Origin of the sequence: Nosocomiicoccus sp. HMSC09A07, from assembly GCF_001808485.1 — a bacterium.
In the GTDB taxonomy this organism is placed as follows: domain Bacteria; phylum Bacillota; class Bacilli; order Staphylococcales; family Salinicoccaceae; genus Nosocomiicoccus; species Nosocomiicoccus ampullae_A.
On sequence record NZ_KV793627.1, the window covers coordinates 224028 to 248089 of the forward strand.

General features: G+C 36.9%; 18 protein-coding genes, 1 pseudogene and 1 other annotated feature. Of the genes and pseudogenes, 2 read left to right on the forward strand and 17 right to left on the reverse strand.

Annotation, left to right across the window (positions count from 1 at the left end; genetic code table 11):
* Nucleotides 1-118 precede the first annotated feature (118 nt).
* The 9 genes and pseudogenes from HMPREF3177_RS01905 to parE form a co-directional block, all read right to left on the reverse strand.
* Nucleotides 119-493, reverse strand: a complete 375-nt coding sequence (locus HMPREF3177_RS01905) for a DUF3021 family protein (RefSeq protein WP_070456643.1) — start codon at nucleotides 491-493, stop codon at nucleotides 119-121.
* Nucleotides 494-937 (reverse strand): LytTR family DNA-binding domain-containing protein, encoded by a 444-nt coding sequence (locus tag HMPREF3177_RS01910; protein ID WP_070456645.1) that lies wholly within the window; start codon nucleotides 935-937, stop codon nucleotides 494-496. It lies immediately after the preceding gene.
* A gap of 341 nt (nucleotides 938-1278) precedes the next feature.
* A complete protein-coding gene (locus HMPREF3177_RS01915) occupies nucleotides 1279-1731 on the reverse strand; it encodes a hypothetical protein (protein WP_070456646.1) in 453 nt (150 codons plus the stop codon).
* Between the two features lie 91 nt (nucleotides 1732-1822).
* Nucleotides 1823-2209: pseudogene (locus tag HMPREF3177_RS01920) on the reverse strand (acetamidase/formamidase family protein); the annotation flags it as partial.
* A gap of 268 nt (nucleotides 2210-2477) precedes the next feature.
* A complete protein-coding gene (locus HMPREF3177_RS01925; RefSeq protein ID WP_070456651.1) occupies nucleotides 2478-3350 on the reverse strand; it encodes an Abi family protein in 873 nt (290 codons plus the stop codon).
* 194 nt (nucleotides 3351-3544) lie between these two features.
* Nucleotides 3545-5299 (reverse strand): GMC family oxidoreductase, encoded by a 1755-nt coding sequence (locus tag HMPREF3177_RS01930; protein ID WP_070456655.1) that lies wholly within the window; start codon nucleotides 5297-5299, stop codon nucleotides 3545-3547.
* Complete coding sequence (locus HMPREF3177_RS01935; RefSeq protein ID WP_070456658.1) at nucleotides 5292-6092, reverse strand: gluconate 2-dehydrogenase subunit 3 family protein; 801 nt, start codon at nucleotides 6090-6092, stop codon at nucleotides 5292-5294. The genes HMPREF3177_RS01930 and HMPREF3177_RS01935 overlap by 8 nt, the downstream gene beginning before the upstream one ends.
* 66 nt (nucleotides 6093-6158) lie before the next feature.
* Nucleotides 6159-8573: a DNA topoisomerase IV subunit A gene (gene parC, locus HMPREF3177_RS01940; RefSeq protein WP_070456660.1), complete on the reverse strand. Its 2415-nt coding sequence runs from the start codon at nucleotides 8571-8573 to the stop codon at nucleotides 6159-6161.
* Nucleotides 8566-10539: a DNA topoisomerase IV subunit B gene (gene parE / locus HMPREF3177_RS01945; protein ID WP_371440527.1), complete on the reverse strand. Its 1974-nt coding sequence runs from the start codon at nucleotides 10537-10539 to the stop codon at nucleotides 8566-8568. The genes parC and parE overlap by 8 nt, the downstream gene beginning before the upstream one ends.
* A 195-nt stretch (nucleotides 10540-10734) precedes the next feature.
* Between parE and plsY the strand changes: the two genes are divergently transcribed.
* Entirely contained in the window at nucleotides 10735-11331 is a 597-nt protein-coding gene (plsY, locus tag HMPREF3177_RS01950) for a glycerol-3-phosphate 1-O-acyltransferase PlsY (RefSeq protein WP_070456666.1), read from the forward strand.
* Between the two features lie 39 nt (nucleotides 11332-11370).
* On the opposite strand, the gene acnA is transcribed toward plsY, so the two are convergent.
* Complete coding sequence (gene acnA, locus HMPREF3177_RS01955; RefSeq protein WP_070456668.1) at nucleotides 11371-14064, reverse strand: aconitate hydratase AcnA; 2694 nt, start codon at nucleotides 14062-14064, stop codon at nucleotides 11371-11373.
* A 225-nt stretch (nucleotides 14065-14289) separates the two neighbouring features.
* On the opposite strand from acnA, the gene mscL reads away from it, so the two are divergent.
* Nucleotides 14290-14694, forward strand: a complete 405-nt coding sequence (gene mscL / locus HMPREF3177_RS01960) for a large conductance mechanosensitive channel protein MscL (protein ID WP_070456671.1) — start codon at nucleotides 14290-14292, stop codon at nucleotides 14692-14694.
* A gap of 39 nt (nucleotides 14695-14733) precedes the next feature.
* Here mscL and HMPREF3177_RS01965 read toward each other — a convergent pair whose 3' ends face one another.
* The 7 genes from HMPREF3177_RS01965 to hemC all read right to left on the reverse strand — a co-directional run bounded on the left by HMPREF3177_RS01965 (nucleotide 14734) and on the right by hemC (nucleotide 24059).
* Nucleotides 14734-15999, reverse strand: coding sequence for a bifunctional folylpolyglutamate synthase/dihydrofolate synthase (locus tag HMPREF3177_RS01965; RefSeq protein WP_070456674.1), 1266 nt, complete (start codon nucleotides 15997-15999; stop codon nucleotides 14734-14736).
* A 1-nt stretch (nucleotide 16000) separates the two neighbouring features.
* Nucleotides 16001-18628: a valine--tRNA ligase gene (locus HMPREF3177_RS01970; RefSeq protein WP_070456677.1), complete on the reverse strand. Its 2628-nt coding sequence runs from the start codon at nucleotides 18626-18628 to the stop codon at nucleotides 16001-16003.
* A gap of 43 nt (nucleotides 18629-18671) precedes the next feature.
* Nucleotides 18672-18882: a binding site (T-box leader), on the reverse strand.
* Nucleotides 18883-18915: 33 nt separating this feature from the next.
* A complete protein-coding gene (locus HMPREF3177_RS01975; protein ID WP_168161298.1) occupies nucleotides 18916-19938 on the reverse strand; it encodes an AbrB family transcriptional regulator in 1023 nt (340 codons plus the stop codon).
* Nucleotides 19939-20200: 262 nt separating this feature from the next.
* Entirely contained in the window at nucleotides 20201-21484 is a 1284-nt protein-coding gene (hemL, locus tag HMPREF3177_RS01980; RefSeq protein ID WP_070456682.1) for a glutamate-1-semialdehyde 2,1-aminomutase, read from the reverse strand.
* 2 nt (nucleotides 21485-21486) lie between these two features.
* Nucleotides 21487-22467 (reverse strand): porphobilinogen synthase, encoded by a 981-nt coding sequence (hemB, locus tag HMPREF3177_RS01985; protein ID WP_070456685.1) that lies wholly within the window; start codon nucleotides 22465-22467, stop codon nucleotides 21487-21489.
* Nucleotides 22457-23158 (reverse strand): uroporphyrinogen-III synthase, encoded by a 702-nt coding sequence (locus tag HMPREF3177_RS01990; RefSeq protein WP_083286825.1) that lies wholly within the window; start codon nucleotides 23156-23158, stop codon nucleotides 22457-22459. Before HMPREF3177_RS01990 ends, hemB begins: the two co-directional genes overlap by 11 nt.
* Entirely contained in the window at nucleotides 23136-24059 is a 924-nt protein-coding gene (gene hemC / locus HMPREF3177_RS01995) for a hydroxymethylbilane synthase (RefSeq protein ID WP_040928670.1), read from the reverse strand. The genes HMPREF3177_RS01990 and hemC overlap by 23 nt, the downstream gene beginning before the upstream one ends.
* Nucleotides 24060-24062 lie beyond the last annotated feature (3 nt).

The window sequence follows — 24062 nt, forward strand, 5'->3', positions numbered from 1 at the left end:
CCTATTTTCTTTATATTTATAATACTACACTAAGAAAACTGTATTTTTCAACGTATATAGTATATATGAGCAGTAAATGAGAAATAAAATTGCCACCGAGAAGCTCAGTGGCAGTATGTTATTTATCATTTAATTTTTTGTTGATTTCTTTACTATCGCGAATTGCCATAATAATAAATACACTTTGAACGATTAAAATAATGACGATGATTGAAGCGGCGTAGAATAATACGTCAGTAAGAGTTGCTGATATCCATCCGTTCATCACCGCAACAATTGTAAAAGCGACTGTACCTACAATGAGTTGTATGAGTCCAGCAAGAGGTGGTGGCATTTTTGTTAAATGTGCACACGTTGCGAGTCCGATAAGTGAAGAGGCAATCCATACTGACATAATCTCCTTAGAAGGTTCTAAAATCATAAGTGAAACTAAATAGATAAAGCTTCCGATTAGTACAGATTGAACCATAAACTTTAATGCATTTACTAACATTTAAATCCCCAACCTTTCTTTTAATATTGATACAAACCGTCTAGAAATATTGACCTTTTGACCGTTCGACATGACTGCAATTAAATTCCCTGAAAAGGACGGCTCTACTTTTTTAATCATTTGAATATTCAATAACTCTGACTTAGATACTTGCATAAACGTATTTGAATTCAGTTCATCTAAAAATGTCGAGAGGCTTTTGTACGTCTCTACAGATTCTTTACTCGTATAAATCGTCAGCACTTTGTTATGAATCTCAGCACAAACGATATCCATCTTTTTAATGACGGTAAATTCATCATTAGATTTCACAGTGATATTTTCCTTGTCTTTCGTAAAGTGGTCGACGTACGACAACACTCGTGCGCCAACAGTGGCATTTTGTGCGTGCACTTGCACTTCATCTTCATCTAAACTACTATCGATAATAAGATTAACCTTCACTTTCGACCCCTCCCTCTCTCGCTAAATTCAGTATACAATTATATTTAAAATTACAGTTAAAAAATTCGTAAGTGGTAAAAATATCGGTATAACCGGTAAAAAAGCACTTCTCTAATAGTGAGAAGTGCTTGATATTGTTCAATATTGTTTGATTTTAGTTTTGATGTACTGGATTAGTACCGTTATTTAACACTTTTACGTTGTTTCGACGCTTTTTTGTTAGATAAAATGATATATCTAACAAAAATCAGCACGTACAATCAAAATATGTTAATTATCCTGAGATATCTAACATATTCCGAAAATTTTTGTTAAATATCCGAGTCTTAAGCTAACTATCCCTACCTAAATCTATCATTATGATGATCAATAATGTCAGGATGACTAGTTATTACATCTTCTCCCTTTGACGTCAACGTATTTTCATCTACATAACCATTTTCCTTCAGCCATTCGAATTCTTCTTTATAGTTTAAACCGTACTCTTGTGAGAAGAACTTCGGTGAACGTTTACGATTCACATTCTTAATCCACCAAAGCATGACGACGTGACCGAACACTAACTCGTTATCATTAATGAACGTCATATACGATTTATGCGGCAATAACGTGTTAGACAATTTAATTTGCTTTAACAGATCATGCGCATCACCTTCAGACGCAATATACGGAATTTTATCGTATTCATCTTCACGATAATCTTGTTCAAGTTTTTCTCTAAGCGATAAAACACCCTCACGCTCACGATCCTCACGACTTCTTTTAGAAAAGAAAAAATCTAAAAACTTCCCCACTACATTCACCTCTATAGAAACACTATTAATTATAATGATAGCACAAAAAGACACTTCTCTTTATAGTGAGAAGTGGCTCTAGTTCTTTATCTTAATAAAAATTTAAGTCATACGTATCTAATACAAATTGTGGGATTAAAAACCGCGTTGTCATGAGTGGATCGACGACTTGACTGATTTGTGCCTGACCGACGGCACTTAGTAACATCGCAGCTTCATCTAATTCTAATTCAGTATTTTTAGCTAGGTAATGAGCCGCTTGTTTTGTAGCTTCTTTCACTGACTCATCGAGCGTTTCTTTTGAAACGATAAAAGAAAGTCCTTCATCATATTTGACGATTGGATGCTCGATCACATTATCTTTAATTACTTCTACTTTTAAAACGGCAGAACCAGCAATTTCAACGCCTGTACCACAAATTCCACCGTCACCCATCGCACCGTGAAAATCACCTAAGCATAATAACGCACCTTCTGTACGAACTGGGAGTTATTTAACAAAATAACTCACAAAATGTTAGATATCTGGATATATCTAACAAAAAGCAGTTGAAAAAACCAAAATTTGTTAATTATCCTGATATATCTAACAAAAACAAGGTCGAAAAACTAAAATTTGTTAATTATCCGCGGATATCTAACAAAATCGCACATTTTTTGTTAAATAAACGCCTAAATAACTAAAAGTTCATAATATTAAGCACCGTAATAAATAAATTTATTAAACCTAATTTAATTCGATACTTTTATATGGTTTCTAAAATATTTGTCCAGTTTTCAGGAAAACCTAATTGAGTAATATCCACTTCTTCATACTCATTAAAAAGTTCTGAGATATTTGTTAATAGTATTTTCGTTAAAACTTTATCATTTAAAATTTTACAAATCACATAAATAGCTGCAAAAGTAGTATTGCCATATTTTATTTTCTTTCGATCCGCTTTTGATAGTTTAAAATGAATAGGTAAATGTCTGTTATATAGTCTACCAAAGTGCGCACAGATATTTCTTAAAGTAGATAAAGCATATAACCAGTTTCTAATATAAAAACGGTTGTTGTTAAAAGTAATTGCAATTCCATCTTGATCATTATCATGTAAGTTCGAGTATATTTTTGAAAGTAAACTGAATGAAGTGACTTCAATTACAACCCAAATTGGAAATATGGATTTATATTTTTCTTTATGATGAATAATAAATAGTTCTTTACTTCTATGTACTTCATGATTAATTTGAGTTCTCATATCGTTGAAATAGTCTAAATTTTTAAAGTTAGATTCATCTAGATATGATGTTGAACCATATTTATGGGCCAAATAGTAGGAGATTTTAGTACGAAAGGAAACTTCAATTTTCTCCAATAATGATAGTAATTCTAAACGTAACTTTCTATCAAATTCATACAATTTATATATATGATTAAATGAAGCACCTTCATAAAATATATCATTACTATTTAAAGTTAAAGTATAGGCGCTAAAACGATAATAATTAATTTTACTAAGTATATCTATAGCATATGATTCATCTTCTATAATAAGTCCACGTTTTTTTAATAAATCGATTTGTTCCTCATATGTTTTTGGTTGTTTAATATGCATATTATCACCGTTTACCATAAGGTCCCCCTTATCAAGATATAAAAAAAGTCCCACCATGGTACGCATTGTTAAGAGGCGTGGTGGGTTCTGTTACTTATATAATAAGCTTTTTATTTCACTTTGTCTATACAAATGATTTTTATTTAAGAAGAAAAACCCCCTAAAACTAGAATTTCATCTAACATTAGAGGGTGTGCGAATTAAATTTTATATTATGCGTTCGCCGCTTCTTTGTCTTTTACTAATTGTCCGCCACCGTCGTCTAAGTATTTTAGAATACCTTCTGACGCACGGTATGCGAGTGCACCGATTGTTGGTGTTGGGTGGTGTCCTCCGAATTGAGGGAATGCTGATCCACCGACTACGAATAGGTTGTCAACGTCCCACATTTGTAGGTAGTTGTTGACTGCTGAGTTCTCACTTGATTCACCCATGATAACTCCACCTGTGTAGTGTCCACCAGAATATACGTGGTCAAATTCTTCTGGTACTTGGTCATCTTCGATGTGGTCTGCACCCATCGCTTCTAAGATTTCATGACATCTTTCTACACCGAACTTCGCGATGTTACGTTCGTTGTCACCAAACTTGTAAGTTACACGTAGTAACGGATCACCAAACTCATCTTTATATGTTGGATCTAAATCCGTGTAGTTGTGGTAGTAAGATAAAGTACATGCAGAGTACCAAACGTGTAGCATACTGTATGCATATTTTAGTGACTCTTCCTTGAATTCTTTACCCCAAGTTGGTGTATCGCCTTTAATATTTTGTCCACTAGCGATCGCACCAAATCCGTATTGACGTAATTCGATACATCCACCACCGATGAAGTCTAAATCAGTGTGGTCAAAGTTATCCGCTTGATAGTCGTTTAAGCATGCACCAAGTGCTCCTGCACCCATGTATAAGTTAAACTTCTTATCGTCGAAGAATCCTCTTGCACCGTTGAATGAAGAGTTGTATTGACCGTTGAAGTTACGTCCAATTACACCTTTACGAGTTTTTGGATCGTACTGTTCACCGATATCTGAAAGCATAAGTAGACGGTTGTTAGAAATCGCAAATGCTGCAAGTACAACAACGTCTGCTGGTTGCTCATATTCTTCACCAGTTACTAAGTCTGTATATAGAATACCTTCTGCTTTTTTAGAATCTTTGTTGTACAGTACTCTACGAGCAAGAGAGTTTGTACGTAATTCAAAGTTATCGTGTTTTAAAGCAGTTGGAATAACAGTTGCGAGTGGGTCAGATTTTGCACTGAAGTCACAGCCTGCACGTGTACAGAATGAACAGTACATACAAGCGTTCATTTTTTCTCCATCAGGGTTCTCATAGTTTTGAGACATGTTTCCTGATGCCATTTGGAACGGATGTAATCCGAGTTCTCTCGCAGCATCTTTAAATAATTTTAATGGAGGAGTTTCTTCCATTGGTGGGTTTGGCCATTCCATTTTACGTTCTGGAGCTAATGGATCTTGCTCTCCACCAATACCTGCTGTTTTCTCCCACATTTCATAATATGGCTCAAGCTCTTCGTAAGTAATTCCCCAGTCTTGAATTGACATTTCTTCAGGAATTTTATCTTTACCGTAGCGCTCTTCAGTCATACTACGAATTTCAAAGTCATATGGCCAGTAACGATATGTACTACCTGCCCAGTGCACACTTGCTCCACCGACGTTAACTCCTAATTGGAAGTCTTTCATCGTACGAACAGGTAACGCTGTTTCGTCCAATTCGTTACGTGACGTTACTGTGTCACCTTTTAAGTTTTGCATGATTTGGAAACGATTATCAAAACGAAGCTCGTCTTTTACACCGATATAGTCTTGTCGGTTTGCGTGTCCACCACGCTCTAGTGTAACTACTTTTTTACCAGCTTTCGCCATTTCAGCACTTACTCCTCCACCAGCCCAGCCGGTACCTACAACAACTACGTCGACTTTATCTAATTTCTTAGCCATAAGTTACGCCTCCTCCTTGATAATCTCTTAAACTTTCAGGTTCGAGTTCTAAGAACTCTTCAGACATAATATCGTGTTCCCATCCCATACGTGGTCCTGGGTAACCGATCATCTTCCAACCTGCCATATCTCTATTGCCGCCGTAAACCGGGTCAGAATACACACCTTCAATCACAAGGCTTCTTAATAATTCAAAGAATGCCTCTGAACGCATACCTGGCGTTTCAACTTCTCCCGCTTCAAATTGTTTTAAAATATCAATCATTTGTTTCTCTTCAAGTTCATGGAACTTTTTATCGTGAGCTTCTTGACTGACATCAGTTAATTTTCTTAAACCGATAATCATCATCTCACCACGTGTAATTCTTTCTTGACGCCCGTGAGTATCTGAACGCATCGGTTCAAATGGTCCAAAACGGTAGTCTGTTGCGTTGTGTCCGTAATGACCATACATTTGTCTATCGATGAAATATGGTACACCGAGTTCAGTTGCACCCGGTCCATTATCATCTTCTGGATAAATAATATCTGCAGCTGCAGCAAGATTTTTAAAGTCGTCTTGACGACTGAAGTATGTTCTCGCATCTTTAATTGGAAGTGATTCAGCCGATTGGCCGCCACCTTCACCAGAATCGCCTCCTCCGACAGTCGGTGCATCAGATTTACCGCCATCTAAGTTGAACCCAATGAGTCCACCAAGTAACGAACCACCGATAATACCACCAGTAGCAACACCTGTTGTCTTCAGGAAGTCACGTCTTGAAAACTGTTTTTCATTTTTGTTTTCAGCCATGATAATTTTCCCCCTTTACATTATCATATCTCTATTTTAACAACTTACATCTAAAATACAATACGATTAAGGTATTAAGTACTTAGAAAAGTTTACGGTTTCTATCTCCCCAAATTTGTCTTCGTCAATCACAAAGGATCCGTTTGAGTATTTGTCGGATAAACGAATATCCATTGCTTCAATATCTACATGCTCCTCATCATTAAATAAGAAAATCTTAAAGTTACCTTTGTAAAGTGTGGCACGGACTACTTCATGCGGTTTTGACTTCACTGTTTTATATAACATTTTACCAACTTGACTACGTTTTCCGAGTTCGAATACGTCGATACTCGTACGTTTCACGGCTCCTCTATTCGTCACAGATAACAAGTAATCATTGTCTTTTACGAGTTGTCCTAATACTACTTTGTCGTCTTCTTTTAACGATATGCCTTTAACACCTTTTGTTCGAAGACCAGTTTCTGATACTTCATCGATATTAAACATAAGTGAAATACCGTTTTTAGTCAGTAACAATATGCTCGTATTGTCTGTTACAACATCCACGCTAACGACTGCGTCATCTTTACTTAAGTTGATTGCTGTAATCACACGGTTAATACGTGTCATTTCGTGATCTTTTAACGGTGTTTTCTTCACTTGACCAAGTTTTGTCGTAATGACGATAGAAGCCGCTTCCTCAAACGACTCAATCGCATACGCAAACAGTGGATACTCATTACTTTCGATATTATATTTACTTGATAAATGTACGCCGTGGTCTTTCCAACGAATCTCTTCTAGTTCATGGACAGGGATTACCATATAATTTCCTCGGTTCGTAAATACGAGTAACGTTTCTAGCGTATGTCCTTCTTTAAAGAACAGTAACTCATCGTCATCTTTCATACCGAGTTCTTCAAATGGACTCGCTCCAAAACTTCTCGGACTTGTACGCTTAATGTATCCGTCACGTGTCACAGTAATTACTGTATCCTCTTCTCGAATTAACATCTCACGATTGACTTCAAGTGATTGTATCTTATCTTCGATGACTGTTAAGCGCTCTGATTTGAATTGTTGTCTCACGTCACGTAACTCTTTTTTAATCACTTTTTTAAGCGTGTTTTCATCATCTATTATTTCTTTTAACATATTGATTTCGAATTCTAAATCGACATGTTCGTTTTCTAAATCGACGATATCCGTATTAGTTAATCGATATAACTGAAGCATGACGATTGCTTCTGCTTGTCGTTCAGTAAAATCATACGCGCTCATCAGGTTTTCTTTCGCATTCTTCTTGTTTTCTGATTCACGTATAATTCGAATAACTTCGTCGAGTATCGATAACGCACGCATTAATCCTTCGATAATATGCATACGTTTTGACGCTGCATCGAGTAAATATTTAGAACGACGTAAAACGACGTCTTTTTGATGTGCGATATATGCTTCTAATATCTCTTTTAAACTTAGTAGTTTTGGTCGGCGATTATTAATTGCGACCATATTAAAGTTATACGACACTTGTAAATTCGTCTTTTTATATAAGTAATTGAGTATCGCATCGATATTTGAATCCTTACGTAATTCGATGATCACTCTTAAACCGTCACGGTCTGTTTCATCTCGCACTTCTAACATACCATCGACTTCTTTATCTAATATAATCTCATCGATCTTTTTAACAAGTGCTGCTTTATTTACTTCAAACGGTAATTCTGTAATGACTAAATGTACTTTGTCTCCACGTTTAGTTTCAACGTCGACTTTTGCACGCACGACAATTCTACCTTGTCCTGTTTCATATGCTTTTTGAAGTTCTTTTTTACCTTGAATAATCCCACCTGTTGGGAAATCAGGTCCCTGCATAATTTCAAGTAATTCACTTGTTTTTACAGTCGGTTTATCGATGACTTTTAGCGTGGCGTTAATGACTTCCTCTAAATTATGCGGTGGAATATCTGTTGCGTAACCCGCTGAAATACCAGTTGAACCATTCACTAATATATTTGGAAACTTTGACGGTAATACTGTCGGTTCTTTTGCCGTGTCGTCGAAGTTATCCATAAAGTCGACAGTATCTTTATCGATATCGTTTAATAACTCACCTGATAATTCAGACAGACGCGCTTCAGTATAGCGCATTGCTGCTGGTGGGTCTCCGTCGACTGAACCTTTGTTACCGTGGATTTGAACGAGCTCTTCACGCATCTTCCAGTCTTGACCTAAACGTACCATCGCGTCATATATACTCAATTCACCGTGTGGGTGGTAGTTACCAATTACGTTACCGACAGTTTTCGCAGATTTACGATATCCTTTGTTAAACGTATTTCCGTCTTTATACATCGCATATAAAATACGGCGCTGTACGGGTTTTAATCCGTCACGTACATCTGGAATCGCACGGTCTTGTATAACGTATTTACTATATCGACCAAAGCGGTCACCAATTACGTCTTCAAGTTTTAATTGTTGAATATGTTTATGCATAACTATCACCATCCTCTAAAATGTCAATACGATCACTATCGAGTATTGACGCGTCATCTTCTAACGTAAAGCTGACGTTCTCTTCAATCCAGTCACGTCTAATTTCAACGTTATCACCCATTAAAGTTGATACTCGTTTTAACGAAAGTGCCTCATCATCAATTAGAACTTGAATGAGTGTACGATTTTCTGGATCCATCGTCGTCTCCCAAAGCTGGTCTGCCATCATTTCCCCGAGACCTTTGTAGCGCTGAATTTCAACGTTATCACCGAGTTCTTCTTTCATTGCTTCAAGTTCCTCTTCTGTCCACACATATCGAGTCTCTTGTTTTTTACCACGTTTTTTCTCTAATTTAAATAACGGAGGTAACGCGATATACACTTTACCTGCATGTAAAAGTGGACGCATATAATTAAAGAAGAAAGTAAGAAGTAGCACTTGAATGTGTGCACCATCCGTATCTGCATCTGTCATAATGATCACTTTATCGTAATTCACTTGATCGATATCAAACTCATTACCAACACCTGCGCCGATCGTATGGATAATCGTATTTATTTCTTCATTTTTAAAGATATCTTCAAAACGTGCGCGTTCTGTATTGATCACTTTACCTCTTAACGGTAAAATCGCTTGGAATTTTCTATCGCGTCCAAGTTTCGCCGAACCTCCTGCAGAGTCCCCCTCTACTAAAAAGAGTTCGTTTTTCTTTCTGTTTTTGCTTTGAGCTGGTGTTAACTTACCAGATAGTAAAACGTCACGACGTTTCGATTTTTTACCGTTACGCATCTCTTCACGTGCTTTACGTGCAGCGACACGTACTTGTCTAGCTTTAATTGCTTTTTTAACGAGTTCAGCTGATAAAACACCGTTCTCTTCTAAAATATATGGTAAATTCTCACTTAAAACGTGATCCATTAATTGTCTCGCTTCAGGTGTACCGAGCTTCCCTTTTGTTTGTCCTTCAAACTGAAGTAACTCTTCAGGAATTTTAACGGAAATGACAGCTGTTACCCCTTCACGAATATCGTTACCTTCGAGGTTTTTGTCTTTATCTTTTAATTCGCCAATTTTACGCGCGAAATCATTAAAAATACGTGTAAATGATGATTTAAAGCCAACCTCGTGCGTACCGCCGTCTTTCGTACGGACATTGTTTACAAAACTCATGACCGTTTCTGTGTACTGGTCATTATATTGAAATGCAACATCTGCTTGCATACCGTTTAGATTACCAGAAAACGCGATCGGTGAACCAAAGTTTTCTTTACCTTCATGTAAGAAATTAATAAAAGAAAGTAAGCCATCTTCGTAATGAAACAATTCATGTTTATCTGTATTTAAGTCAGTAATACTCACTTCTAGATTCTTTTCTAAAAATGCTGATTCTCTCATACGATCAACGATTGTCTCGAAATTAAATTGTGTACCCGTTTTAAAAATCGTACGATCTGGCTTAAACGTAACACGCGTTCCGGTTTGATTCGTATTGCCAATTTCTTTTAACGGCTCGTCAACTTCTCCACCGTTTTTAAATGACATACTATATCGTTTACCGTCTCTACATATTTCAAGTTCTAGCCATTCTGATAATGCGTTTACGACGGACGCACCAACACCATGAAGTCCTCCAGACGTTTTATATCCACCAGAGCCAAACTTACCTCCAGCGTGGAGGATAGTAAAAATAACTTCTGGAGTCGACTTACCACTTTGGTGCATACCTGTCGGTAATCCACGTCCGTTATCACTCACAGTAATACTTCCATTTTTATTGATTGTAATTTCTATTTTATTACCATAGCCGTTAATAATTTCATCTACTGCGTTATCTGTAATCTCATATACTAAATGATGAAGACCTCTTGCGTCTGTAGATCCAATATACATACCTGGACGTTTACGAACTGCATCTAGGCCTTCTAATATTTGAATTGAGTCATCTGAGTAATTTGAATGTGCCAACCGCGTACCTCCTACAAACATACGTTCGAATTAAAATCTCTTCTTATATTTTATAGTACTTCCCTCAATTTGAAAACCTCTAACATATTTTATAAGTTTACATAACATTATTATAGACGCTTCATTAATAATTATATACACACGAGCGAGATGTGTTAAAATATTATTACCTACTATTAAAAATGAGGGTGTCAAATGGAATTATCAACAATCGTTTTACTTATTGCTTCATATATTTTTGGCGCGATTCCGTTTGCTTACATTATCGGAAAAGTGTTTTATAACGTCGATATAAGACAACACGGAAGCGGTAATATCGGTACGACGAATACGTTTAGAATTTTAGGTAAGAAATCAGGGATTATCGTCTTAATATTAGACTTTTTAAAAGGTGCAATTCCAGTATATGTAGCGATGTGGGCGAACGTAGATATACCGGTCATTATATTTGGATTATGTGCAGCACTTGGCCATGTATATTCTATATTTTTAAAGTTTAAAGGTGGAAAAGCTGTCGCAACTGGTGCCGGTGTGATCATGGCCGTTGCGCCTCTCATCTTTTTAATTATTTTACTCTGTTTTTTAATCGTCTTAACTGTATTCCACTACGTATCACTTGCAAGTGTATCTGGCGTAACGATGCTCTTTATACTATCGTTGTTTACAAATAACTTAGCACTTAAAATCGTATCAGGAATACTATTTATACTTATCGTCTTTAAACACATACCAAACATGAAGCGGATTAAAAACAAAACTGAACCAAAAGCATACTTATTTAAAAAGAAATAAAGGCCAAGACAAATGTCTTGGCCTTTTATATTCGACAAATTAGTTTTTAAGTTTGTCTCTAAGTACCATTTGTAAGATACCACCGTTACGGTAATAGTCTACTTCTACTTCAGAGTCAAATCTCACTTTAACATCGATATCTACAGTGCTTCCATCTTCTTTAGTCGCAGTGATTGTAATGATATCTCCTGGTTTAACATCTTCGTTTACAGGGATGTTAAACGTTTCGTTTCCTTCTAAACCGTAGTCTTCAGCGTGTTTACCTTCAACGAATTGAAGCGGTAATACACCCATCATAACTAAGTTAGAACGGTGAATTCTTTCGTATGATGCAGCAAGTACTGCTTTCACACCGAGTAAGTTTGTACCTTTAGCTGCCCAGTCACGGCTTGATCCCATTCCGTAGTCGTCACCAGCAAGTACAACTAAACCAGTGCCGTCTTCTTTATACTTCATAGCTGCGTCGTAAATACTCATTACTTCGCCAGTTGGCCAATAAGTTGTGTATCCACCTTCAGTTCCTGGTGCAACTTGGTTACGAATACGAATGTTCGCAAATGTTCCACGTACCATTACTTCATGGTTACCACGTCTAGAACCGTATGAGTTAAAGTCACGTGGTGATACACCTTGTTCAATTAACCATTTACCTGCTGGTGTATCTTTACCAATCGCACCTGCTGGAGAAATGTGGTCTGTCGTTACAGAGTCACCGAACTTCGCAAGAACTTTAAGGTCATTTAATGCTTCAACTTTGCCCGCTTCTTCTGGTAAATCTTCGAAGAATGTTGGGTTTTGAATATACGTTGAATCATCAGAGAAGTCGTATAATGGTGCATCTGTTACTTTAATGTTGTTCCACGTTTCGTTTGATGTAAATACTGTCTCATACTCACGTTTGAATAATTCTGGTGTTACTGTTTCATACACAGTGTCTCTTACTTCTTGAATTGATGGCCAGATATCTTTCATAAATACGTCGTTACCGTCTTTATCTTGTCCAATCGGATCGTTATAAAGGTCGATATCAACTGTACCTGCTAAAGCGTAAGCAACTACGAGCTGTGGTGACGCTAAGTAGTTCGCTTTAACTAATGGGTGGATACGTCCTTCAAAGTTACGGTTACCAGATAATACTGATGATACGAGCATGTCGTTTTCAGTAATTGCTTCTGTTACTTCGTCACGTAATGGACCTGAGTTACCGATACATGTCGTACAACCGTAACCAACAGTGTTAAACCCTAGCTTATCTAGATACTCTTGAAGACCTGAGTTCTCAAGGTATCCAGTAACTACTTTTGAACCTGGTGCAAGTGAAGTTTTCACGTGCTTAGGAACTGATAATCCTTTTTCGACTGCTTTTTTAGCAACTAATCCTGCACCTAACATTACGTACGGGTTAGATGTGTTCGTACAAGATGTAATCGCAGCGATGACTAAGTCACCTGTTTTAAGAGTTTCTTTTCCACCGTCGTTATACTCAACGTCGACTTTTTGGTCGAAGATTTCTTTAGAATATCCGTGACCGTGGTTACCATTTTCTCTCGTTACAGAAGCTTCAAATTCTTCTTTCATTTTTGTAAGTAAGATTAAGTCCTGAGGACGTTTCGGTCCTGATAATGAAGGCTCTACTGTTGATAAATCTAGCTCAAGCACTTCTGAATATGTCGGTTCTTTATCTGGATTAAAGAATAAGTCGTTTTCTTTTAAATACTGTTCCACTAATTGAATATGATCTTCAGAACGACCAGTTAGTCTTAGGTAGTTTAATGTTTCCTCATCGACTGGGAATAATGCGTTCGTTGCACCGTATTCTGGCGCCATGTTTGAAATCGTTGCACGGTCAGCAAGTGGTAAGTTTGATACCCCTTCACCGAAGTACTCAACGAATTTACCAACAACGCCGTGCTCACGTAACATTTGAGTGATACGTAATGCTAAGTCTGTTGCTGTTGCACCTTCTGGTAATTGATTTTTTAATTTAACACCAATAACTTCAGGTAATGGGAAGTAACTTGGTTGACCGAGCATTCCTGCTTCAGCTTCGATACCGCCAACACCCCATCCAAGTACTCCTAAACCGTTGATCATTGTCGTATGTGAGTCTGTACCAACGAGTGAGTCAGGGAATACGACATCATCACGGTCATGTACGACGTTTGCTAAGTACTCTAAGTTTACTTGGTGAACGATACCTGTAGCTGGTGGCACTGCTTGATAGTTATCAAACGCTTCAGCTGCCCAGCGTAAAAATTCGTAACGCTCTTTATTTCTTTCAAATTCTAATTCCATGTTTTTAACGAGTGCACTATGTGTACCGTATGCATCAACTTGTACTGAGTGGTCGATGACTAAGTCCACTGGTACTTCAGGGTTAATTTTTTGAATGTCACCGTTTTTGTCATTCATCGCTTTACGTAATGACGCTAAGTCCACGACAGCTGGTACACCTGTAAAGTCTTGAAGAATTACACGTGATGGTTTAAACGGTACTTCTTTACCTTGTAAATCACCTTTGTCCCAGTTCGCAAGAGACTCGATATGTTTTTCTTGAATAGAATGTCCATCGTATTGACGTAACACAGATTCTAATAATACACGAATAGAATATGGTAGCTGTTCAACATCACTATGCCCAGCATCTGTTAAAGATCTGAGTGAGTAGTATGTCTTCTCAACCCCATTTACATTCAATGTGCGCTTTGCATTTTCTTGTAAATTGTTTGCCATAAAATTTCCCCCCAGAATATATACGTTAATTTAATTGTAACTGTTTACAGCTCATTTTGAAACATATAAACATTATTTTTCAATACGAACTACCTATATCTAAGTATAAGATTTAGTTATGGAAAAGAATAAAACAATAACAATTCGTTTATTATGGATGTAAACATATACTTTTCATCATTTTAATGTATAATATATAAAGGTTTTAATTTAGGAGTGTATTTAATGATTAAAGAATTTAAAGAATTTATGATGCGCGGAAACGTATTAGATTTAGCAGTAGCGGTCGTAATTGGTGCAGCATTTGGTAAAATCGTCGATTCTCTTGTAGCGAATATTATCATGCCACTTATTGCATTAATATTTGGTAACACAGATTTCGCATCTGCATGGGAATGGAACGGTATTACTTACGGTGTATTCATTCAATCAATTATCGACTTCTTAATCATCGGTTTTGCTGTGTTTATGTTTGTTAAAATCGTAAACAAAGCTACATTCGGTGCCTTTGAAGAAAAAGAAGAAGAACCAGAAACTGCAGAAGAAGTATTATTATTACGTGAAATCTTAGAAGAACTTAAACTTCAAGATGCTAAAGAAGAACAAAAATATTTACGTGATGAAGAGTAAAAAAATTCCCAAATTAGTAAATACTAATTTGGGATTTTTTTATTTGTTAGAAAAGTGTTGTTTAATATAACTGATGAAATATAAACTACCTGTACAAAGCAATACATCACCATCAAACTGATCGACAAATTTTATATAATCATCGACTTGTTTTAAATTCGGATGATTCACGGCATCATAAATGTCTTGAACTGGTTTTTTACGATAAAAATCAAATTCAGTCACGACAAATTCATCTGCAATTGATGCGAGTTCATCGACCATATATTGAATTGGTTTTCCGTCGACACATGAAAATAGAACTGTAATCTTTCTATCCGCATAATTATCTTTGATCGTTTTAATTAAAACGTCAACCGCTTCTTTATTATGCGCCCCGTCTATAATAATCGTCGGGTCTTCTTGTAATACTTCGATTCGACCGACCCATGTGACGTCTTCAACACCGTGGACTGTTTTATTCATATCTAAATTTACAATATTTAAATCATGCATTTCAAGAAGTGATGCGAGAGCTAAGCTCGCGTTTTGCATCTGATGGTATCCAAGCATTTTTAACTGAATATCGTTAAAATCATAATCGTTATATTTAAACGAAAACTCCTTGTCATTATCTAGTAAAATAATGTCTCTTCCGAGCTCTATACCTTTCGCATCGTTTTCTTCTAATACTTTGTAAATGACTTGTTTTGAATCTGTATCATCGACATGATACACAAACGGGGTATTTTCTTTAATAACTCCAGCTTTGTCTTTCGTAATTTCGACGAGTGTTTCTCCTAATATATCTGTATGATCTTTACCGATACTCGTTAAAATGGTCATGACTGGTTTAAATACATTCGTTGAGTCATGAGTCGCACCAATTCCCGCTTCTACTACTACGATATCTACTGGATGGACATTACCGAAATACACAAACATCATCGTCGTAATAATTTCAAATTCTGTCGCTTGTCCAAGTTCAGTCTCTTCAGCCATTCGTTCACTCACAGGACGTACGATATTGGCAACGTGTGCGAGATCTTCGTTAGAAATCGGCGTACCGTCGATTGAAATGCGTTCATTGAACACTTCAATATAAGGTGAAGTGAATGTTCCAACTGAATAATCATTTTCATTTAACGCACTACGTATATACGATACTACAGAACCTTTACCATTCGTACCGACGACATGTACGCCTGTAATATTGTCTTGTGGGTTATCTAGTTCATTCAGCATCCAAACCATGCGTTTAACGCCTGGTTTGATGCCGAATTTTCCTCTATTGTGTATCCATTCTAACGTCTCATCATAATTCATGTTACTTACCTCTTAACCCGTTTAGTCGAGCTTCAACATCTTCATATTGCGCTTTGTATGAAGCTTCTTTTTCACGCTCTTCATTTACGATTTTTTCCGGTGCATTTTGCACAAATTTTTCATTGCTTAATTTACCTTTAACACGTTTTAATTCGCCATCTAAACGCTCGAGTTCTTTTTCTAAACGTTCGAGTTCTTCGTTTATATCGATTAAACCTTCAAGTGGTAAAACGACAGTTGCACCTTTAACAACTTGAGTTTTTGCATCGTCTTGAATGTTCACTTTTTCGCTGATTTCTAACATTTCAGGATTTGTGAATCGAGTGATATAGTGTTTGTTTTCTTCAATAAGTGCTCGACTGTTTGCATCTTTAATTTCAATTTTAATATCGATCGGCTTAGATAGTGGTGTATTCACTTCATTTCTCGTTTGACGTACTGATTTAATAATGTCTACGAGTAAACTCATCGTCTTATTACTTTCTTCGTTAGATAGTGACGCATCAACCGTCGGCCACTCACTCACGACGATAGATTGACTATTATCAATCGCTTGGTAAATTTCTTCAGTGACAAACGGCATAAACGGATGTAACATTTTTAGAATTTTATCAAGTGTGTAAAGTAATACTGAACGCGTCATTTGTTTTTCTTCTTCAGTACCTTCGTTCATTGAGATTTTAGACATTTCAATGTACCAATCACAGAAATCATCCCAAATGAAGTGGTATAAAATACGACCAACTTCACCGAATTCGTATTTTTCAAATAGACGAGTCACTTCACGAATCGTATCGTTTAAGCGCGTTAAAATCCATTCGTCAGCAACTGTTTTTTCGCCCTCTAAGTTAATGTCAGCATGTTTAAATTCTGGACCAATATTCATTAACGCAAATCGAGATGCGTTCCAAATTTTGTTGATAAAGTTCCACACAGACTCAACTTTTTCATCGCTATAACGTAAGTCTTGCCCTGGTGTAGAACCTGTTGATAAGAAGTATCTAAGTGCATCTGCACCGTATTTATCAATCACGTCCATCGGGTCTACTCCGTTACCTAGAGATTTAGACATTTTACGATTTTGTTCGTCACGAACTAGTCCATGTAATAATACATCATTAAACGGGCGCTGATCAGTTTGCTCAAGACCTGAGAAGATCATACGCGATACCCAGAAGAATATAATGTCATATCCAGTAACGAGTACGTTTGTTGGATAATATTTTTTAAGTAAATCTGTTTCTTCTGGCCAACCTAACGTAGAAAACGGCCATAATGCACTTGAGAACCAAGTATCTAATACGTCTTTATCTTGCGTCCAGTTCTCGATATCTTCTGGCGCTTCTTCGCCGACGTACATTTCACCAGTTTCGTTATGGTACCATGCTGGAATTTGGTGCCCCCACCATAACTGTCTTGAAATTACCCAGTCATGAACGTTTTCCATCCAGCGGTTAAACGTACCTTCAAAACGGTTCGGTACGAAATGAACTCTATTGTCCGTCTCTTGGTTTTCGAGTGTTTCATCTCTAAGTGGTGCCATTTTAACGAACCACTGCGTCGATAAATACGGCTCGACAATTGCATTACTACGTTCTGAGTGTCCGACACTATGCATGTGGGATTCTATTTTAATGAGTTGGTCTCTTTTTTCTAATTCTTTCACAATCGCTTTACGTGCTTCAAAGCGGTCCATTCCAACGAATTCCCCACCGAGTTCGTTAATCGTACCGTCTTCATTCATAACGTTAATACGTTCTAAATTGTGACGATTACCTAAGTCAAAGTCATTCGGGTCGTGCGCTGGTGTGACTTTCATTGCACCTGTACCAAATTCTATATCGACGTAATCGTCAGTAATCACAGGAATTTCACGTTCCATCAGTGGTAAAATTACTGTTTTACCAATAATATCTTGATATCTTTCATCGTCTGGATGTACGACAACCGCAGTATCACCGAGCATCGTCTCTGGGCGTGTCGTTGCGATTTCTATATAACCACTACCATCACTATATGGATACTTAATATGGTAAAATTTTCCTTCGATTTCTTTATGAATGACCTCAATATCACTTAACGCTGTACGTGTTTCTGGGTCCCAGTTAATGATGTATTCACCGCGGTAAATGAGTCCCTTGTTATACATATTAACGAACGTTTTACGTACTGCTTTAGAAAGCCCCTCATCTAACGTGAATCTTTCTTTTTTATAGTCTAATCCTAGACCTAATTTTTTCCATTGATCGCGGATGTGGCCTGCATATTCTTCTTTCCAGTTCCACGCGTGAGATAAAAATTCTTCACGTGTTAAATCGTGAATATCAATGCCTTCTTCTTTAAGTCGTTGTACTACACGTGCTTGCGTTGCGATACCGGCATGGTCCATACCTGGTAAGTACAACGTATCAAAACCTTGCATACGCTTTTGACGTGTAATAATGTCTTGTAGTGTCGTATCCCATGCGTGACCTAAATGTAACTTACCTGTTACGTTTGGCGGTGGGATAACGATTGTAAATGGTGGTTTATCTGACGTTACATCTGATTCAAAATAACCTGCTTCCACCCATGTTTCATATTTTCCTTTTTCAACTTCTGTTGGATTATACTTCGTTGGCATATCCATTTATATCAACCTCTTTCTTTAAATGACAAAATCCCGCCCTACTAAATAGGACGGGATTACCGTGGTACCACCTAAATTTGGCATAAATATGCCACACTTAATTATGATTAACGCTCACTAAACGTCTATCTTTACTATACATTCAAGATAAATTCTACACGTAGACTACTTCATATCACTATGACTATGCTCTCACCAACCGCATATTCTCTGAAGACATTTATGATACTACTACTTCTACTCTTCATATTTAACTACGTTAATTTTATTGTATTCACGCGTTTAAGTCAACTTTTCTGAGCACGTGGTCTCATTAAAAGATAATGAACGATCGGTACGACAATTAGGATGATAAAGAATATTCTAAACAAGTGATAACTTGAAATCATCGCAATATCTCCACCACTCTCCATCGCAACGACGATAATTTGAGCGAGACCTCCTGGAGCTGCCGCTAAAAATAAACTCGTAAATTCATGAGACGTAAACATCGTATAGATGATAACAAGTATCATACTTCCGCAGATTAAGCCGATGTTTTGTATGACAATTGCACATATGTCACGTAGTGAAAGTTGACTAAATAACGTCGTAATCTGCATTCCAATTCGAATACCGAATAAAATTTGTGCAAATGCAATGAGCACAAAATCTAGCGTAAATGGTGCTTCCGTTATTAAATTCCATACGATTGTTGGGACCATTGGACCGAGCAAGATTGCTGCTGGGAAATTTATCCTACGTAATAAACGATACATCACATATCCTGCTATTGGTATGAGTAACATATATACTGAAAACACTTCAGATAAGTTTGGCACTTCAGTAATTTTACTGACAGAAGTACTTTGAGAAAAATGTGTAATCATCGGCACTAATATGACGATAAAAACGATTCTTGAAGTCTGTGTCAATGAAACGAGCATTAGATCTGCGTTTTTATTTTCTTCTGCCATTATAATCATCTGACTTAAAGCACCTGGAACACTCGCTAACACTGCGGTTTCAACCGTTGAATTCGTTAAATAGCGAAACGGGATCGATAAAAGTAAAGCGAGCAGAAGCGTTAAAATTGTAATAATAACGATATTGTACCAGTCATCTGTCATTTTAATAATCGCGGGTAATGTAAATGATGTACCAATTTGAATCCCCATTACAAATACACCGGAATTCGCAAATGGTTTTGGAAAATATATATCATTATCGATAATACGTATAAATAATAGCGTTCCGATAATTGACGCAAACAAGTATGCGAGTGGTATTGAGAAAAACTTAAATACAGCACCTATTAATACGATAAACACAAGAAGACATAATAATTTTAAAAATCTCAAACACCATCACCTCAATATAAAAATACCTCGAGAAATCTCGAGGTATTGTCTCTTATAGATGATAAATAAGTACTGGTAACAGTAAAAGAAACGCTACTACAGGCATTAACCAATATACTAATCGTTCTGAAGCAGGTTGTCTTTTATCTTTCTTTTGAATTGGCATAGTCATCCTACTCTCTTACATATTTATATATTAAATTATGCACATTTTTTCTAACGAAAGCAATACCTATTTCATAATACGTGAAAGTGCGTTTCTAAACGCCTCAATTGTAAACTTAATATCTTCCTCAGTATGTTTTGTTGAAAGGAACATTCCCTCGAATTGTGATGGAGGTAAATATACCCCTTCTTTAATCATTTCAGGATATAGTTTAGCAAATAATTTTAAGTCTGATCCATTTGCATCTTCAAAGTTTTCAACTGGACCATCTGTTAAGAAGAATCCAATCATAGAACCTGCACGGTTAATTGTAAATGGTACGTTAAACTCTTTAAAGACTTCTGTTAGTCCTTCTTCAATCATATCTCCTAAATGATTAAAGTGGTCATAACTCTCTTTATTGAGTTGTTTTAACGTGTGTAACCCTGCTGTCATCGCAAGTGGGTTCCCTGATAACGTACCTGCTTGGTAAATATCTCCAGCCGGTGCGATACGTTCGATAATTTCTTTTTTACCACCGAACGCACCGACAGGTAGTCCACCACCAATGACCTTACCTAAACAAGTAATATCTGGATCGATACCAAAGTATCCTTGTGCACAGTTATATCCAACTCTAAAACCTGTCATTACTTCATCGAAAATTAATAGTGAACCATATTCATTCGTAATGTCTCTCACATATTGTAAGAAATCATTTACTGGAGGAACAACTCCCATGTTACCTGCGACTGGTTCCATAATCACCGCTGCAATGTCGTCACCGTAATGTTCAAATGCGACTTTTAAGCTTTCTTTATCGTTATATGGAACAGTAATCGTATTTTTAGCTGTACCTTCAGGAACTCCTGGTGAATCTGGTAAACCAAGTGTCGCAACACCACTACCTGCTTTGATTAACAGTGAGTCACTATGCCCGTGGTAGCATCCTTCAAATTTTAAGATTTTATTGCGGTTTGTATAACCTCTAGCAAGTCTAAGTGCTGCAAGTGTTGCTTCAGTACCTGAAGATACAAAACGAATCATTTCAACTGACGGTACACGGTCGATGACGAGTTTTGCGAGTTCGTTTTCTACCGCTGTAGGTGCACCGAATGAAGACCCTTTTTCAGCTTGTTGTTTAATCGCTTCAACAACCTCTTCATCAGTGTGACCTAAAATTAACGGACCCCAGCTTAATACGTAGTCAATATACTCGTTACCATCAACGTCTTTCACTTTCGCACCTTTTGCGCTGTCGATAAATAACGGATCCATATTTACCGATTTAAACGCACGAACTGGAGAGTTAACTCCACCTGGCATTAAATGAACTGCTTCATCAAATAATTGTTTCGATTTTTGGTACATCGTTAAATTGCTCCTTCGTTAATTTTTTTACATAAGTCTTTTGCAAAGTACGTAATAATCATATCCGCACCTGCACGCTTAATAGATAACATTTGTTCTACGATAACATCTTCATCTAGTAAACCTTGTTCGATCGCATTAACAGTCATCGAGTATTCACCACTGACGTTATATGCAATGATTGGTAAATTCGAATTGTTTCTAACGTCACGGATAATATCAAGATATGAAAGTGCAGGTTTTACAATCATCATATCTGCACCTTCACGTGTATCACTCTCTAGCTCTCGTAGTGCTTCTAAACGGTTTGCCGGATCCATTTGATATGTTCTTCTGTCACCAAATGATGGTGTAGATTCTGCTGCATCTCTAAATGGACCATAGAACTTAGATGCGTATTTAATACCGTAACTCATAATCGGAATATGATAAAAACCTGCATCATCTAATCCTTTACGAATCTCTGTAACAAAACCATCCATCATGTTTGATGGTGCAATAATGTCAGCACCTGCTTTAGCTTGTGACACTGCTGTCTCGATTAAGAGCGGTAATGTTTTGTCATTATCAACGTCTTTCCTGTTTGGATCGATGACACCACAATGTCCATGATCTGTGTATTCACATAGACAAGTATCTAAAATAACAATTAAATCAGGATATAATTTTTTAGATAGTTTACATGCCTCTTGAACAATCCCATTTTCATCATATGCACCACTACCAACGTCGTCTTTATGATTTGGCACACCGAAGAAAATAACCGATTTAATACCAAGTTCATAAACTTCTTTTAGTTCTTCTTCAAGTAAATTTAACGAGATTTGGTAAACACCTTTCATCGATGGAATTTCTTTTTTTACGTTATCACGTTCCACGACGAAAATCGGATAAATTAAATCGTCTTTACGTAATGATGTTTCTCTCACTAAATCTCTCATAAATTCTGATTTTCTTAATCTGCGATGTCTATCAAATTTCATTTTGAAACTCCTTTTCCATTTCGTTAATCATACTTTCTAATGTCGCTTCTTTTGGTATCTTCGTTTTTACACCGTAAGATAATAAAGCACTTTGAGTGACGTGCCCAATAGAAATTACTTTTAAGTCTGTTAAGTCTTCTCTATTAAAATGCTCCATAAAAGCGTGGACTCCAGACGGACTAGAAAATGTGATACCGTCAATATCACTGAGTATACGTTTTAACTCTCTTATCGTAATATCATTCGATGCGGGTGCGTATAACGGTAAATCCGTTAGTTCTGCACCTTCACTTATAAAGTAATCTCGCATAATTGAACGCTTATCTTTACTTGCAGGATAAAGTACACGCATTCCCTTTTCCACTTTAAACTCTTCTTTAAACCCTTCTTGCGTATAATCGCTCGGCTCAAAGTCAACGTGGAATCCCGCTTCGACGAGCGCTTCTGACGTCGTTTTACCAATAGACGCGATATGTTTTACATCGAGCATATTTAACTCGTCTTTAAAGAAGCGGACGGTGTTTTTACTCGTAATTACGGCGTAATCATATTGTTTATTTAATATCGATTTATCATACGGTAATTTTTTAAACGTAATAATCGGTAGATGAATTAAATCTAAAGATGTTTCGACATCTCTAAAATGACTTTGAGTAACGACGACTCTTTTATTTATTTTTGTTGATTTCATCAATAATTTCTTTTGCACCGATTTTTTCCATTTCGTCAGCAACTAAATTACCGAGTACAACCGGATCGTCTCCAGATTTTTTAACGAGAAACTTCTCATTACCATCTTCACTCATAATGAGACCAGTTAAATATAATTCACCATCTACAAATTGTGCATTTGCTCCGATTGGCACTTGGCAACTACCGTCCATTCGTTTTAAGAATGTACGCTCTGCTGTCGTTTCAGTTGCTGTTTCATCGTGGTGAATCGTCTGTAATATTTCGTGCATTTCTTTATCATCTTCACGAATTTCTACGCCTAATGCGCCTTGCGCAACTGCTGGTATAAATTCTTCAGGATCAAAGTATTCAGTGACGACATCATCACTCCAGCCCATACGTTTTAAACCAGCTGCAGCGAGGATGATCGCGTCATACTCACCGTCACGCATCTTTTGAATACGCGTGTCGATGTTTCCACGTACCCAGTTCACCGTAATATCATCACGCATTTGTTGAAGTTGAGCTGCACGACGTAAACTTGACGTTCCGATAATTGAACCTGGTTTTAAATCTTTAAATGACACATTTCCATTCGATAAAAATGCGTCACGTCTATCTTCACGAACTGGTACAGCTGAAAGTTTAAACCCTTCTGGTAATTCACTCGGTACGTCTTTTAACGAGTGTACTGCCATGTCAATATCTCCAACTTTTAGTGCGTGTTCGATTTCTTTAACGAATAGACCTTTACCACCAACTTTACTTAATTGACGGTCGACAATTCTATCTCCTTTAGTTACGATTTCTTTTACTTCAAAGTTTACTTCTGGATTCTTTTCTTTTAACGATTCAATTAATTGCATCGTTTGAGTTTTTGCAAGACCACTACGTCTCGTCCCGACTACAACTGTTTTCATGAT